Raw genomic sequence first — 16770 nt, forward strand, 5'->3', positions numbered from 1 at the left:
ACTGATCCGGATCGTGTGACAAAAAACGGCCTATTCTATCCCGCTCTCTGATGAGATGCTAAGAATATCAAGTCTGACCACACTAGTTAGCCAGACGTTGTTTAATATCAATTACAAACAAACGTAGCATCAAAGCTAGCAGTACTAACGCGCTCAATTGGCCCAGCCAACCTGGAAGCACCTCATGCTCATGTCCCATCAATGGCGCAACCTCAAAACCAAACTGTAGCACCAAATAATCGGTTAAAAATCCAAACACGATAGCTACACCAATAACCGCGATGATATACGCAGCGACCGCTCTGCGTCCGAGCTCTTTTGCTACCACGCCGATTGTTGCCACATTGGTGGCTGGTCCCGCCAACATAAATACCAACACCGCCCCAGGCGATACACCTGCTAGTAACAACCCAGCCGCAATCGGTGTAGATGCTGTGGCGCATATGTACATGGGAATACTGATTAAGATGACTACCAGCATAGCGAGAATACCGTCGCCCCACTGTGCTAAAAATTCAGTGGGTACAAACGTTTGTACTAATGCCGCAAAGAATATACCAATTAAAAGCCAAACCATAGTATCAGATAACAGCTTGTTACAACTAAATTTGGTTGCTTGCCAAAGTTTGCTTCCAAGGCTAGGTGTTTTAGGCACTTCACTTGAGCAGCATGATTGAACTGTTTTTTCCAAAGCACTACTGTCACAGCAACTTTGTTCCGAACTGTGCGCGTGCTCAGCGTGGAGATCTGCGCTCGGTGCTATATCACAACAACTTGCTTTCGATGAAGCTGTTTCGCAGCGGCTCACTTGCACCACCTCAGATGCAGAGTTAGTCGCATCACAGCACGTCATTTGAGGCTCCATGGAGACTGGTTGATGCTTGCTGCTACAACAGCTGGACTCTGAGCTCGGCGCTTTATCGGTTTTAACCGGCGTATCGTGTTCTTTTTCTCCACCTACCAATAACCCAGCAGTAATGGCACTGGAAACCGCAGCTATCGGGCGAATGATGGCCATAAATGGTCCCAATAATGCGTATGACACTGAAATAGAATCTACTCCGGTTTCAGGAGTCGACACTAAAAATGCAGTAGTAGCACTTTTCGAGCCACCCGCACGCCTAAGCCCAATGGCAGCAGGAATAACACCACATGAACACAAGGGCATTGGCGCACCAATCAAGGCCGCTTTTATGGTCGTCCACAACCCTTCTTTACCCAAATGACGTTGCAAAAAATCCTTTGGAATAAAAACGTTAAGTATGCCAGCTAAAAGTAAACCGAGCATTAGCCAAGGTGCTGATACTACAAATAGCTGCCAGAAATTATCAATGAGCGCCATCTACATCCTCCAATGCGGTTAAAATTGAACAGGTATCAGCGGGTTCACTGCCGCCACAGCATTGATTAGCAAGTAAAGTCAAAGAACGTTCAAAAATACTCAGCTGCGCAATACGCGCTCTTATCCAATCTCGTTTTTGCAAAGTCAATGCTTTCACTTCTTCGCAACTGTAATGCTGCTTGTCTATTTTGATACTCAACAATTCTTGAATATCTTTCAAGTTAAACCCAACTTCTTTTGCACGAATAATAAACTGCAACCTATCTACAGCGTGCTTATCATATAGACGATACCCAGACGTACTTCTTTCGCATGCGGTCAATAATCCTTGCTGCTCATAGTACCTTAGGGTGTCTGTCGACACATTTAACTGCTTTGCTAGTTGTCCAATTCGAAACATACTCGCTGCTTCCTCTCTTCTTTAACAATGCTCGCCAAAATCGCGGTTACATGACGAACTAAATAACCTATTTGTGCAATACACCAAACTTCCCTGTGAAAAATGGTACACTGCCTGCTGGGTTTTCGAACTTAACCTTGTGAACTTTGCAAGTCTTGCAACAGGTAATACTGACATGGGAATACCTTTGCCAATTGAGTATTAAAATCGATAATCAACAACACTCAACTGCTTTGCATCTTTCACTCTATTAGGAAGTATAAACCTTGGAGTTAACTCCAAGGTCAATAACGAGATAAAAATATGAACATTGTTGTTTTAGATGCGGCCACCTTAGCTGGCGTCGACCTGTCACCACTCGCGCAATTTGGCACGGTTTCTACCTATGAACATACCACTGCTGAGCAAGTAATTAGCCGCATCAAAAACGCCAATGTGGTAATTTCTAACAAGGTTCAGCTAAATGCAGCACACTTCTCGCAATTATCAGCTTTAAAGTTAATCTGTGCGGCAGCCACTGGAACAAACAATATTGATTTAGTCGCGGCCAAAGCTGCGGGCATAGCGGTTACTAATGTCGCAGGCTACTCGACACCTTCAGTTGTACAACACACTTTTACCATGTTGGGCAATTTAATGACCAATATTCACCGTTATGCTGACGATTGTCGACATGGTGCATGGCAACAAAGCCCGATGTTTTGCCGCTTGGATCACTCTATCAATGAAATCGCGGGCAAACGCTTTGTTGTAGTCGGCTACGGTAACTTGGGGCAAGCTGTTGCAAACGTTGCTAAAGCTTTTGGTGCGCAAGTAATTATTGCCGAAAGACCAAATAGCAAAGAAGTTCGCCGCGGTAGAATGGCATTTGAAGAAGCTCTTAAGGTAGCAGACATTGTGAGTATACATTGCCCGCTGACACCACAGACCGAAAATGTATTCAATGCCGAAACACTGGCTTTACTGCCCAAGCATGCTATTTTAATCAACACCGCTCGAGGCGGCATCGTCGAGGAACATGCACTCGCAAAAGCCCTCGAAAGCAAACAGCTCGCCGCAGCGGGCGTTGATGTATTGTCCACTGAACCAGCTCAAGCAGATAATCCTCTAATCCAATATTCAGGCGATAATCTACTACTCACACCACATACAGCTTGGGCAAGTAAGGAATCTATTGATAGACTGATTGCAGGCATTGCAGAGAACATTGCCAGCTATCTGAATGGTGGCCAAACCAATCGCGTCGTTTAAAGCGCTGCGCCATTTAGCGGTGAGGTGGCGTAAATAACTACATTTTGATGATTATTGTTACTTTTTTGCTTTTATTACACATTGTGATTTCGCCAAAAATCATAAACCATTGTTTTATAACCATAAAAAATTGGCAAAGCATTTGCTATCAATTAATCAAAGTAAAATACACATGGATAACTTGGCATCGCAGCCAAATGTTGAGTTACAGAGGATATAAAAAATGAAAAAACTACTTGTTGCAACTGCGCTTTTAAGCACCACATTATTATCGGGTTGTATTGTTGCTGTATCTGACGGTGAAATGCGCCACTACAACAGCAATTGGGAAGAAACACACAAAAGCAACCGAGAAAAAATCAGCAACTTAACTTTGGGCACAGAATATAAGGACGTAATCAAACAATTTAATACGCCTGATTTCACCGAAGCAGTTTCTAAAGATGGCCATACTTATCAGGTATTGTACTTTGCAACTAACAGCAAACACTCAGATGGTAAAACCACCAAAGACGAGTGCACACCACTTGTATTTAAAGATAAAAAACTCATTGGTTTTGGCCAATCTGCGGTAGACAACTATCTGTAACCAATGCTGAGTTTAAAAATTTAATTCCCTGACAAAAGCCGCATAATGCGGCTTTTTTATATTGTTTGCTTAACGATTGACTAACACCACCCTTTCTTGAAGTTGATGAGCTTTAACCAATGCTTCATCTGCTAGTACTAAGCTTTCGGTTTGATCTCCCGAGAAGTCATCACTGACATGCACTACGCCGACACTGATGGTAACGTGCGCACAGATTGGCGAGCTGGGATGCTGAATTTCCAACGCATCAACCGCTTGATGCATGGCTGAAGCCAAGGCCAACGCTTGATCAGCCCCTCGCTTATTGACCAGTGCCACAAATCGCACACCATCGTAGCGTGCTACAAATCCGTCTACTCTTTGCGATATGCTTTGTAGCGCTTTGGCAACTTTAACAAGACACTCATCACCTGCACTAAAACCACAGGTATCGTTAAATTCTTTGAAGTAATCGATATCCACCAGCAAAATAGATAACGGCACATGCTGGTCGCGGCTTTGGTACCACAATTGCGCGAGCGTTTCGTCCAGTGCACGTCGATTCGGCACTTCGGTTAGACCATCAATGTTTGCTAGGCGCTCAAGCAAATCATTTTTTTGTTTAATCGCGAGGTGAATTTTAACCCTCGCTTTTACAATATTGGGGCTAAAAGGCTTCACAATGTAATCAACCGCGCCAAGCGTTAACCCACGGGCTTCATCTTGATAGCTGTTGCTTGCTGAAATCACAATCACTGGGATTTGATAACACATTGGGTCCGCTTTTAACTGCAAAAGAAAATCAAGCCCTTCGTCATCAGGCATTAATATATCGACGATGATTAAATCAAACTTGGTTTGCGTTAAACGCTCGAATGCTTTGTCGCTGTTGTCACAACTAATGACTAAATGCTCTTCACTGAGTGTATTTTCCAGTACAACTCGGTTTAAAGGATCTCCATCTAACACTAAAACATTGGCTGATTTTTGCATTTAACTTCCTTTTATCTCGAATAAAATAAACTGCTTCGCCTGTATCAGTAACGTACACAATTGCGCGCGCTCGATGTTAAAAATATTGGCAGTTTCATTTGATTCTGCATTATCAAAACGACTACTTTTGGCATGTCGCCTAGCCTGTGTTTCAACGTCTTTAGCGAACTCAGCTAAACGCAATAACCCAATACCTCCCGCCGCACCTTTTATACTGTGCGCGACATCTGCAAGCTCAATATCCGTACTTACATTGTTTATGCGGTCTGTATATTCATCACACAGTTTAGCAAACTTATCGAGCATTGCCGTAACCAAGGATTGGTTTTCCATCAGTTGCTTAAATGCAAACTGTTTATCAAAAATAATATGCTGGCTGCGCACAAACGGTTTTAACGCAGCACCTAATTCAGTTGGAGAAATTGGCTTTACTAAAAACTCATTAACGCCTTTAGCAAATGCTTTTTCTCGCTCATGTTCGTGTGCATTGGCCGTTAAAGCGATAACTGGTAAAGTTTGCTTATCAAACTCTTTGCGCAGTGACTCTGTCGCCTGATAACCGTCTATATGTGGCATATATATGTCCATGAGCACCATATCTGGCTGCAACTGAGCGCATATTTCAACAATATTATGGGCACTGGTGAGTGCGACCACCGCAGCGCCATGCTGCTCTAAAACTGTTTTAGAAATATCTAGGTTTAACTCATTATCATCCACCACTAGACACAGCGCCTTTGACAAACTCTGCACATCATCAGATTCAACTTGACTAGATTCGAAGGGTGACAAACACAGTGATTGATAAAAAGCATGTGCTGGCAATTTAAATATTGGTAACGAGATAATATGGTTTTCAACCTCCAAGTTGTCTGGGATAACTAACCCTTTGCAAGCAATGGTATCGGCCTCACTGAAGTGGTGACTTAAATACATCAGCTCATCAACGTTATCGCAGGCAACATAGGTAAATAAATCTAGGTGTTGTAACGCTTCACCAAAGTTTGCAAAGTGCTGTATCTCATACTCAGCCAGATAAGCGGGTTGATCTTGACTCGATATTAAACAGATGGGCGTTTCTCGATTGAATACCTCTATTCGCTTGGTTTGTAACATCAACTCCAACTCAAAAGTACTACCACATCCTTCTTCACTGCGTACTTCGATTTTACCACCAAGCAAAGCGACCTGCTGCTTTACAATAGCCAGCCCAAGTCCTATTCCATCGTGTTCCCTCGAGTTAGATTCATTACCTTGGGTAAATGCATCAAACAACCGTTTTTGGTCGGCTTGCTTAATACCAGGGCCTGTATCAAATACAGAAAAAGACAACCACTGCTCATTCGCTTTTCCCCATTTTGACTCGATTTTTAAGCCTACCTCACCGCTTGTGGTAAATTTCACTGCATTGCCAAGTAAATTAACGAGCACTTGTTTTAAGCGTGCTTCATCTCCCATAAACTCCGGCCACACTGTGGCACCCACATGTAACCACAGAGCAAGGTTTTTAGCATCACTTAATGGCTGAATTAACGCACTAAGACTATTTACTAAATTAATCGCCGAGAAAGCTTTGTGATTTAGCTTCCCACGCCCCCCCTCTAAGCGTGCAAAGCTCAGAATATCGCTTAACATCGTTAAGAGCTGCTGCGCTGCTCCTTCAATATGCGATAACTTTTCAAGATCTTGAGACTTTGAAAGTGCAGGTTTTAAAATACCCACTAATCCCAAAATCGCATTCAGTGGTGTACGGATCTCGTGGCTAATATTGGCAATAAACCGGCTTTTAGCCTTGTTTGCACGTTCAGCATCAATTTTGGCTTGCGTGAGCGCCGTGACATTTTGTACATGTATAACAAAGTATTTAGGATTTTTCTGTTTATCCCATACCAAAGATATACTCAATTGCAACCAAATTGCAGGCTCTGCTTGAGCAAGACTCAAAACCTTCACGCCTTTTCGCTCTTCCAGCAGTTGCTGTAAAACACTATTTAAAGTTTCTAGCTCTTCGGACTCGAACAATTTGCCCATATGGGCACCAACTTCAACGCCATTTAATAGTTTGCGTACAGCACGATTAAACTCTAGGACGATGCACTCGACAGATACCAACAAAATGCCATTTGGTGCATGCTCTATGGCCGCTTTAAAGTTTTGCTCTGATGCTCGTAATGCCGTCATCGCTTGCTGTTGCTCACTGATATCTCGCGCAATCCCCAAGCTGCCGATGCGCTTGCCCTGTTCATCAAACAGGGGCGAAACACTCACTAAGTAGGCTTTATCGTCAAAATTGAGTGTCTCTGTCAGCGGAATACTATGAATTTCCATGGCATGTTCGAGGTCCAGCAAATCAAAGTACTTTTGACTGATCTCGTGGTGCTCTTTCGCAACCAGATTCCCCTGAGTTACGCCAATAAAACGCTCAAACGCTTGGTTACAGCCTATAAATGAACCATCTATATTTTTAAAATAAATTAAATCCGGCACCGAATTAAGTACTGTATTTAACAGTGCGGCTTGTCGCTCTTTCGCTTCAAAACTTCTCGAAAGTGCCTGACGCTGCCGTTGCACTTGTTCGTCAAGACGCGCATTGTGAGTTTCCATTTGAGCAATCAAGTTTTGTCGCTGCGACACAACCCGTTTAATTTCGCTAAACCAAGGTTGCCAGTCCTTTGGTACTGGGTACGCTAAGGTTTGCTCTTCAACTAAGTCTTGCTTGGTGAGGTAATTGACGAAGTGCCGCAATGGACGAATGAAAATCTGTCCATTGAGCCAAGTAAACGTAAAAAAAGTGAACAAAATAAACAGGACTAAAAAGCCCACTTCTACCATCACTTCGGTATAAACGGCGGCAGTAAAATCAGACTCAGACTGGGAAAATCGCAGCGTATACGGCGCACTTTGCGTATCCCCTTGAAACTCTACACCACCTCGCCAAGGAAGCCCGTTTTGCTGGTTTTTAGGATGTATTGGCACACCTTGCACACTACTTTGGACCAGCACCCTTGACTGCTGATCAACTAATGCCAACGTCCCCTCGCTGAATATTAGTTTATCCAACAGTTTAGTTACCTTATCAGCATTATAGATCAAGATGATATGAGACTTGCCTCCACTACTTACAGGTTGAGTAATGCTGAAATATTCGTTCCCAAAAATACGGCTATGTTTGCTATCGGGTGTTGAAATGACCCCTCTTTTGGGACTAAATCGCCCTTCTACAATGGCAGTTAAAAGATGGCTTTTCGCATTATCACGACGCTTTACAAAAGCAAATCCATATTCATTAAAGTATGCAACAGCTTCCAACTCTGAGATCAAAGCCAGAGCAGTATCAAAGCTTGGCCCAAGCGCCATAACATGCAGCCAGTGTTCAATCACGCGGGGAGACGCTTGGTATGTCCCCAACCCGATAAGCTCTCCTCCCTGATCTGGTAGCTGATGATAGTAATAGCCCAACTGCTGACGAACTTGCTTTTGAACACTGTCATCCAATTGATATTTGATTGGCGTATCCAAACCTCTTTTAATGCTACCGATTACGGTGCTCGCAGCACTGGCAGCCTGATCAACTTGCGCAAGTGCGGACGCAAATTGAACTTCATAGATCTCATATTGGCGTTCAAGCTTAATGTTAAATAGGTGAAAGCACAGCACGATTGCCAAAATAAGGGGAATAAACAGTGCGACACAGATTGAACGGCGGTAGGTTTTTAGCGGCAGGAATTCTGACAAAATGTCCATTAAAAGACCCGTAAATTATTATTCCTTGTTTTTTGAAAGGTTAGCGAGCCGCCGTTGGATAAGCAAGTTAAACTCAGTACCTTAGAAAAATAATGTGATTGCAAGTGGCGCAAAAAAAGCCGCAGCTCACGCTACGGCTTTTGGGAATGGAAATTGGAGCTATGTACGATAAACTCCAATATTGTTATAAGTTTTCCTCAGCAAACGAGGCCAATCGGCTTCTAACCACGCCATTTAAGTTAATGGTCGCACTGCCTTCGAAATCCTTAAATCGCTCCACAATATAAGTAAGGCCTGAAGTCACAGGGGTCAGATAATTACTGTCAATCTGTGCAAGGTTCCCCGTACAGATCAATTTAGTGCCTTCGCCACATCGTGTGATAATGGTTTTCAGTTGAGAAGCCGTTAAATTTTGGCTTTCGTCTAATATTACCACCGCATTTTGAATGCTACGACCGCGCATAAAGTTGACTGATTTAAACTGAATATTTGCCTTTTCCATAATGTAATTACGACTAGAAATTGGGCTTTCGTCATGTTTATGCAAGACTTCCAAGGTGTCTGTAATAGCAGCCAGCCACGGTGCCATTTTCTCTTCTTCAGTACCAGGTAAAAAACCAATACTCTCTGCTATTTCAGGGGTATTTCTGGTTACAATCACTTTGTCATAAATACCTTTTTCAATGATCATTTCCAGTGCACTGGCAAGCGCCAATAAAGTTTTTCCGCAGCCTGCGGGCCCTGTGAGTACCACAAGTTCAATATTTGGGTCTAGCAACGCATCAAGCGCCATGCCTTGATACACATTTTTGGGCTTTACCCCCCACGCTTGCTGATGTAACAGTCGCTCGACACTAATGTCTTTTAATGTCACATACGCATCATCATAACCAACAACGCGCGCAGCAAAATGCTCACTGTCGTCTAATAGATACTCATTATAAAACACTTCTGGCATTCTAGATGTGGGCACTTTATGCAAGCTATAACGACCTTGCTGCTCAGTTTGGCATTCGCCTACAGTTGTCCAAAAATCCCCTTCAAATTTGTTATAGCCAGAAGTAAGTAGATTGATGTCATCAATCAATTGGTCTGTGCGGTAGTCTTCCACAAATTTCAAACCAACCCCTTTGGCTTTTAAACGCATGTTGATGTCTTTGGTTACCAGAACCACTTTTTTGTCTGCGTATTGCTTTTGTAACTGTAGCGCACAGTTAATAATGCTGTGATCGTTCTCATTGCCAGGTAAGCCTGAAATACTGTCAGGATATAAGTGATCATTGACGATAATAAGCTTGCCACTGCTGGCTGGTTTATTTGGATCTCTTTGTACTTTTGGTAAATCAACCCCCTCAAGCATTTGCTCTGGCGTTGCATTGGTTAACACATCATCTAGACTCCGGATCGCCACACGTGCATCTCGACTCACATCGCGCTTACGGTCCTTGATATGATCAAGTTCTTCTAACACTGTCATAGGGATAACTACATCGTGTTCTTGAAAGGAGAGGTAAGCGAGGGGCTCGTGAAGTAAAACGTTGGTATCTAAAACATAAATTTTCCGGTCGAGGTCATCTTTTCCCATAGTGCATTCCTATTCGTCTGCAATTTCTATGAATGAACCATGCACTGCTCGCCACACAGTACAAAGCTCTAACTTAATTTTAGTCTATTTGTCACAAAAGTCGTTTTTATGACAAAAGAATCTCAACCTGGCTTCCGGATAAAGTTCCTTTAATAAATACAAAGATGATGTGAAGTACTTTTTTTACCTTACCAGTTCGTATATTTTATCTTCAATACATATAAACTTTGACTATGCTTAACTACCAATATTGCGTAATCAAAAATAATCACATATGAGTAAAATCACAATATGTACAAGACACTGTGCAAAACCACAATAAATACCTGTGCCAAGGCATATTTAATGTGCTTTTACAATCTTGAACAAGGCTTTGCTTCTCGGTAACATAGCCGCCTTTTTTCTGCGAAGATGAGAAAACCATGAATTTTTCCTTAGGTCAGCGCTGGATAAGCGATACCGAATCAGATTTGGGTTTAGGGGCCATTGTCGCCTTAGAAGGTAGACAAGTAACCATTCTGTTTCCCGCCAGTGGAGAAAACCGCGTTTATTCTGTACAAGAAGCACCGGTTACTCGCGTTGCGTTTAATCCTGGGGATGTTATCCGCAGTGTTGAAGAGTGGGAAATGCGTGTCGACAGCATTGAGGAGCAAGGAGATTTACTTTGCTATCATGGTGTTCGTTTAGATACAGAAGAAACCGTAAGTTTAAAAGAAACGTTTTTAGATCATTTTATTAAGTTCAACAAACCGCAAGACAGACTATTTGCAGGCCAAGTTGACCGCTTTGATCGCTATACGCTGCGCTACCAAACATGGCAGCACCAATTTAACCGTCAACAATCTCATCTTAAAGGCCTTATTGGCCAACGTGCGAGTCTGATCCCGCACCAGCTTTACATCGCGGACGAAGTGGGTCAACGTTTCGCACCACGTGTTTTACTCTCTGACGAAGTGGGATTAGGTAAAACCATTGAAGCCGGTATGATCTTGCACCAGCAAATCTTAACCGGACGAGCGAATCGCGTACTAATCGTGGTGCCTGAAAGCTTGCAGCATCAGTGGTTAGTTGAGATGCTACGACGCTTCAATTTACACTTTTCTATTTTTGATGAAGAACGTTGTGATGAAGCATTTGCTGACTCTCCAAATGTTTTTGAAACAGAACAGCTGGTTCTTGTGAGCCTTGAGTTTATTACCAAAAAACGCCGTTGGTTTGAGCAAGCAACCCTTGCCGATTGGGACTTATTGATCGTTGATGAAGCCCATCACTTAACCGTGGAAAAAGACAAACCAAGTACTGAGTATCAGCGTATTGCTGAACTAAGCCAAGATATTCCAGGACTCATTCTGTTAACTGCAACGCCTGATCAATTGGGCCATCGCAGCCATTTCGCACGCCTGCAACTGTTAGATCCAGACCGTTTCTACGATTACGACGCGTTTGTTGAAGAAGAAAGCAATTACAAAGAAATTGCAGATGCCGCCAACAAGTTACTGCTAGATGATGCACTGGACGACAAAGCGGTTCAAACGATTACGGCGCTATTAAAAGAAACAGATATCACGGATTTGCTGAACCAGATTAAAAGTGGTGAACAAAGTGCCAAACAAGAGCTTTTGAGCATGTTGTTAGACCGCCACGGCACAGGAAGAATCTTGTTCCGTAACAGCCGCAGTGGTATCGATGGCTACCCTAGCCGAAAAGTACATGCCTACCCTGTAGACATGCCGAAACAATACAAGACCGCGATGTCTGTATTGGGCAATATTGGCGGTATTCAAAGTGCTGAAAAAAGTGCTTTACGTGCGCTCTTCCCTGAGAAAATCTTCCAAGAGTTTGAAGGTGAAAGTGCGAGCTGGACACAGTTCGATCCACGCGTTAGCTGGTTGATTGAAAAGCTCAAAGAGCTGAAGAACGAAAAAGTATTGCTCATTTGTGCCGAAGCACAAACTGCCATCAGCCTAGAGCAAACATTGCGTGAACGCGAAGGTATACGCTCTGCAGTATTCCACGAGGGTATGTCTATTATTGAACGTGACCGTGCAGCTGCATACTTCGCTGATGAATATGACAGTGCTCAAGTACTGCTGTGTTCTGAAATTGGTTCAGAGGGCCGTAACTTCCAGTTTTCGCATCATCTTGTTCTATTTGATCTACCGCTAAACCCTGATTTACTAGAGCAACGTATTGGTCGTTTAGATAGGATTGGTCAGCAGCATGATGTGAATATCCATGTACCTTACTTTAGCAATACAGCACAAGAAGTACTGCTGAGATGGTATGATGAAGCTCTTGATGCCTTCGAAACCACCAGCACTACTGGCCAGCTGTTGTATAAAGAATTTAGCGAGGATTTACTGGAATTCATCGGTGCACACAATTGCGACGAAGAAGAATTGGATCCATTGTTAGAACAAGTTGCAAAGCAAAACACGGTACTGCGAGCGAAAATGGAGCAAGGTCGTGACCGCTTATTGGAACTTCACTCTAGTGGACAGGGCCACGCTGAGCGTATAGTCAGTGACATTGAGCAGCTTGATGACGATGTAGTCTTGCCAGCCTATATGATCAACGTATTTGATATCTTTGGCGTCAATCAAGAGGATAAAGGAGAAAATACCATTATCCTGAAGCCAACAGAACATATGCTCAATCCTTCTTTCCCATGCTTAAAAGATGATGGGATCACGGTTACCTTTGATCGCGCAACGTCACTATCGCAAGAAGACGCCCAGTTTATTAGTTGGGATCACCCAATTGTTGAAGGGGTGATGGATATGATCTGCGATGATGATTTTGGTTGTGCGTCTGTCGCGTTATTGAAAAATAACAAACTACCAGTGGGCACATTTTTTGTTGAGCTAATCTTTGTTGCCGAAACCTCTGCACCTAAGTCATTGCAAATTGGTCGCTTCTTACCACCGACGCCAATTCGCGTGTTGATGGACAAAGCAGGAAACAATCTAGCTGACAACGTTGCATTTGACGCCTTTAACCAACAATTATCTGCCGTTGGTCGTCAAACAGCCAGCAAACTTGCGAATGCATTGCAATCTGGTATACACCCTCTTATCGCACAAGCAAACGAGCTTGCTAACCAGCAACTTGAGACGATACAGTCACAAGCACAAAGCAACATGCAAACGCGTTTAGAAGAAGAGCAAGACCGCTTAACGGCCCTTAAAGCTATCAATCCGAATATTCGTGATGAGGAGATTCAGGTATTTGATAAGCAAAAAGCACAGCTAAGTGAGCATATTGCAAAGGCACAGGTCAAACTTGACGCTATCCGCTTAATCGTGGTGTCTAATCAATAAGTGAAAAAGTAACAAGGTAATGGATGCTTAAATCCGTTACCTTGTTTTCGTTAGCACTACCAGCCATCCTTAAAACCATACTTTTTTATTATTTAATTCATACCCAAAGCGTTGTTTATCCTACTCACTCTTGCTAACTTGGTTAAGATTTAAACAATCAAGGAGAAGATAAATAATGAAAATTAAACTAACAAATATACTACTTCTATTCGGTCTGCTGCTTTTGAGCACGGCTTCAATTAAAGCACTGGCTGTTAATAGCCTTCATCTGAAAGGCAACTATTTTCTGATTGATAATGATGTCGTCAATCATGCTTATAAACTATCATTTAAGTCCAATAATCAAGTTATTATATCCACAGACGAAGATACTTCTGGCCTTTGGCAATGGCATTATCAGGAACAAATATACATTCGATTAAACCAACCACTCATTCAATATGAGCTCCCCATTGCAGAGCATGAAACACATGTCTATCAAGTAACCGCATTAACGATAAATACCGCAACTCGCGGACAAAATAATCAGTACATTCAACACATGCAAATATGGCATAAAGAGGAACAAAAAGAGCTCAGTGCCTATACCCAAACAAACAGTGCGGTATTTGTAAAACAACGCCAACTACAAAAATGGCCAACGCAATTGGTAAATAAAACCTGGGAAATTGAATATATTGATGAAGTAACGCATGTAGACACTCCTTGGTTCAAAGCCCCTAGCACAGCGTCAGTTACATTTAATGCCGATGGTACGGGATCGATACAGCACTGGGATAACACACAGAGTGAACTGGTGTGGAAAATAAAAGGAAAGAGGCTCATCTTACACTACCAAAGTGGTACAAATTCAATTAAATACGTGCTTAGAGTCTTGGATTACTTTGATGATATCGGACTGCGCTTTGTCGCTAAACAAAAAAATAAAACCACTCAAAAATCACAATGGTTACATGGCTTAATGGTAGAAAAGCAAGATGTGACACTCACTCACGAGCAAGTCGTTGGCCAGTGGCATATTTCAGGTCGCTTTCACGACTATTACTCAGATCACGTCGCCATTGCCAACATTGCACACACTGCATCAAAATGGTCTATCGACAGCCGAGGCCAACTTTACAGGGAAAAGCTAGATCACCCAGAGCTGGGCACCGTATTAAACTGTCCAGACGATAGCTGCTATATTAGCTGCCAGTTCTACTACGAGTTACTTGCGAGAAAAGGTAATACGTTATACGTCAATTTTTATTTCTACTCTGAATTTTATCCCCAGGGCCCGCTTAAAATGCAGGGAAAACGCATCGTTAAAGTGGAACGCCAAGATCAATTAGGCATTGATGCGTTTTCAGAAAGCTTCCTAGGGTATACAAATATGACCTTAGAATCCGAAGGCACCAGCACACCGTACTTCTTTAGTATGATGCCAACGCCTGATGGACATGCCGTATCAGAAGTCACTACTCCAAAGGGAACTGGGACGTTCTCAGTCATTGACGGAAAGCTACACACATACATTGATCAACAAGAGATGATTTTTGAAATGACGCACTTTGATCGAGATGAGTTTGCAGTTTGTCAGTATTCAGCAAAAGAGAGCTGTAATACTGGGCGCACAGGCGTATTTAAATTTGGCCATAATGCGGGCCCATCGCCACAGTAAATAAACACGTATTTAGTAGGGGCGATTGCGCCCCTCTATCCGAGTACCACAATGGCTATCCATGATTGTAAGAATAAACACACCGCATTTGTCACAATAATGGCTGGGCGTTTAAAACGCATTCCATAAAGTAGCCAAAAACCAAATACCACCACATAGCCAAATAAAAACGTCATGGAAAGCGTGCTTTCTCCGTGTCGATTAATTTCCGTGATTAGCTGCCCAAGTAAGGCAATACCTGCTATGGCTCCAAACAAAATACCCGCGACATCCCAATGCCGCTCACTACTGGTTAGAAAGTTCGACCAAGTTAACCTTTGCATGTTTTCACCGCCTCCTCAATTGTTGTGTTCCATGACGTATAATCCGCAATTCTTGCGACAATTCTTGGATGCGTTAATTGGCAGAACCCGCCAACGACTACTACGTCACAGCCGGCTTCCAATGCACCAGTTACACCTGCTTCTGAGTCTTCAAATACAAGGCATTGATGAGTCTGCAATCCCAATTTTTCTGCCGCCAACATAAATGGCTCTGGATCGGGCTTACCTTTGCACACGTCTTGAGCCGTGACCATCTCAGCCGGGATTGGCAATTGGCAGGTTTGCATTCGTGTAATAGCGTTTTGTTTATCCGCTGAGGTAGCAAGCACCCAGGGTAATTTAATTTCACTTAAGTAATGGATAAATCGGCTAGCCCCTGCCACCTCATTCACGCAATTAACAAAAGTTTCTTCTGCCCTTTCTAAATTTTTAGCTTCGTTGTGAATATCTAAATGCGGTACAAAATGTGTTATAAAATCCTTAAAACGAATGCCTCGCCCTGTTTTTAGGACCATGTCTAGATCAAGGTTATGCATTTGACACCAAGGTTCCACAGCCTTAGCAATCGCTTTGTCAGAGTCTACCAAGGTGCCATCCATATCGAAAATCACCCCACAGTATGCAGTTAGGTCACAGAATTGTTTCATACTTCCCCCCCCTTTATAAATATGCAAAAACATGCATTCAAGCAAATATTAATGCAAAAACAGGCTATCTCATGCAGATAATAGCCTTGCCATTCCTGTAAGATCAAGTAAAATTCGGCAAAAAGATGCAGGAACGTGCAAAATGCTCTTAGCAGAACGACATCAATTAATTTTAGAACAGCTCAATGCCCAAGGCAGGATCACCTCAGTTGATCTGGCTAAATTGCTGGCTGTAAGTGAAGATACAATTAGACGCGATCTTAATAAATTAGGGGAGCTAAAGTTACTGCGCCGCGTGCATGGTGGCGCACTTGTTTTACAAGAAGAGACGCCCGATTACTTCGATCGCTTAGGCACCCCGGATCCTTCTAAAAAACGCTTTATTCAACCGGCACTGGCCATGCTCGAAGCAGGGCAAACCATCGTGATTGATTCAGGGGAAACCTGTCGCTACCTCGCGCAAAATTTGCCAGCTAATTTGCCACTTACCGTCGTAACAGGCTGCCCGTTGATTGTTCAAGACTTAATGCAACATCCACAAGTGCAAGTCATACAGCTCGGGGGACGTATGTTTAAGCCTGCTATGCGCACGGTTGGTAATGGTGCAATTGAGATGCTCAAGCAGATCCGTTTTGACTTAGTTTTTATGGGCATATGTGCATTCCACATAAAGCATGGGTTTTGCGTCAATTATTTTGAAGAAGCTGAAGTACTGAGAGCAACCATAGAGCAAGCGGACCGCACCGTTTTAATGGGCCCCCATGATAAGCTTGATAAAACGATGACCTATCAAATTGTGCCAGCCCATAAGATCCATCACATCATTACTGACGAAGGACTCCGCTCTGACGTGCAAGCGAGTATTCAAGAGCGAGGTATTGAGTTGACGGTGGTATCTGATGATTAGCGCCTTCACATGCTTGGCCTTTTACATCTT

Annotated in this window: 12 protein-coding genes; 5 read left to right on the plus strand and 7 right to left on the minus strand. The window is 43.0% G+C overall.

The genetic code is table 11. From position 1 onward, the window contains the following. Positions 1–82: 82 nt before the first annotated feature. Both N475_RS09800 and zntR read right to left on the minus strand, forming a co-directional pair. Positions 83–1342 (minus strand): SO_0444 family Cu/Zn efflux transporter, encoded by a 1260-nt coding sequence (locus N475_RS09800; RefSeq protein ID WP_063355699.1) that lies wholly within the window; start codon positions 1340–1342, stop codon positions 83–85. Then, complete coding sequence (gene zntR / locus N475_RS09805; protein ID WP_063355700.1) at positions 1329–1742, minus strand: Zn(2+)-responsive transcriptional regulator; 414 nt, start codon at positions 1740–1742, stop codon at positions 1329–1331. The genes N475_RS09800 and zntR overlap by 14 nt, the downstream gene beginning before the upstream one ends. A 303-nt stretch (positions 1743–2045) precedes the next feature. Between zntR and N475_RS09810 the strand changes: the two genes are divergently transcribed. Together N475_RS09810 and N475_RS09815 are read left to right on the plus strand one after the other, a co-directional pair. Continuing rightward, positions 2046–2993: a D-2-hydroxyacid dehydrogenase gene (locus N475_RS09810; RefSeq protein WP_063355701.1), complete on the plus strand. Its 948-nt coding sequence runs from the start codon at positions 2046–2048 to the stop codon at positions 2991–2993. Between the two features lie 223 nt (positions 2994–3216). Then, positions 3217–3582 carry a DUF3192 domain-containing protein gene (locus N475_RS09815; protein WP_063355702.1) on the plus strand — a complete coding sequence of 122 codons (366 nt, stop codon included), beginning with the start codon at positions 3217–3219 and terminating at the stop codon, positions 3580–3582. A gap of 69 nt (positions 3583–3651) precedes the next feature. On the opposite strand, the gene N475_RS09820 is transcribed toward N475_RS09815, so the two are convergent. The 3 genes from N475_RS09820 to N475_RS09830 form a co-directional block, all read right to left on the minus strand. Beyond that, positions 3652–4554, minus strand: a complete 903-nt coding sequence (locus N475_RS09820) for a diguanylate cyclase domain-containing protein (RefSeq protein ID WP_063355703.1) — start codon at positions 4552–4554, stop codon at positions 3652–3654. Further along, positions 4555–8298, minus strand: coding sequence for a hybrid sensor histidine kinase/response regulator (locus tag N475_RS09825; RefSeq protein WP_063365176.1), 3744 nt, complete (start codon positions 8296–8298; stop codon positions 4555–4557). Positions 8299–8482: 184 nt separating this feature from the next. Continuing rightward, positions 8483–9883: a PhoH family protein gene (locus tag N475_RS09830; RefSeq protein WP_063355705.1), complete on the minus strand. Its 1401-nt coding sequence runs from the start codon at positions 9881–9883 to the stop codon at positions 8483–8485. A 422-nt stretch (positions 9884–10305) separates the two neighbouring features. On the opposite strand from N475_RS09830, the gene rapA reads away from it, so the two are divergent. Further along, positions 10306–13203, plus strand: a complete 2898-nt coding sequence (gene rapA, locus N475_RS09835) for an RNA polymerase-associated protein RapA (protein ID WP_063355706.1) — start codon at positions 10306–10308, stop codon at positions 13201–13203. A gap of 175 nt (positions 13204–13378) precedes the next feature. Beyond that, entirely contained in the window at positions 13379–14863 is a 1485-nt protein-coding gene (locus N475_RS09840; RefSeq protein ID WP_063365177.1) for a hypothetical protein, read from the plus strand. Between the two features lie 35 nt (positions 14864–14898). On the opposite strand, the gene N475_RS09845 is transcribed toward N475_RS09840, so the two are convergent. Then, a complete protein-coding gene (locus N475_RS09845; protein WP_063365178.1) occupies positions 14899–15186 on the minus strand; it encodes a hypothetical protein in 288 nt (95 codons plus the stop codon). Continuing rightward, the gene (locus N475_RS09850; RefSeq protein WP_063355709.1) at positions 15174–15833 is read right to left on the minus strand and encodes an HAD family hydrolase; all 660 of its coding nucleotides are present in this window, start codon (positions 15831–15833) and stop codon (positions 15174–15176) included. The genes N475_RS09845 and N475_RS09850 overlap by 13 nt, the downstream gene beginning before the upstream one ends. A 142-nt stretch (positions 15834–15975) precedes the next feature. On the opposite strand from N475_RS09850, the gene N475_RS09855 reads away from it, so the two are divergent. Continuing rightward, positions 15976–16740: a DeoR/GlpR family DNA-binding transcription regulator gene (locus tag N475_RS09855; protein WP_063355710.1), complete on the plus strand. Its 765-nt coding sequence runs from the start codon at positions 15976–15978 to the stop codon at positions 16738–16740. The last annotated feature ends 30 nt before the right edge of the window (positions 16741–16770 follow it).

The organism is Pseudoalteromonas luteoviolacea DSM 6061 (assembly GCF_001625655.1).
Lineage (GTDB): Bacteria > Pseudomonadota > Gammaproteobacteria > Enterobacterales > Alteromonadaceae > Pseudoalteromonas > Pseudoalteromonas luteoviolacea.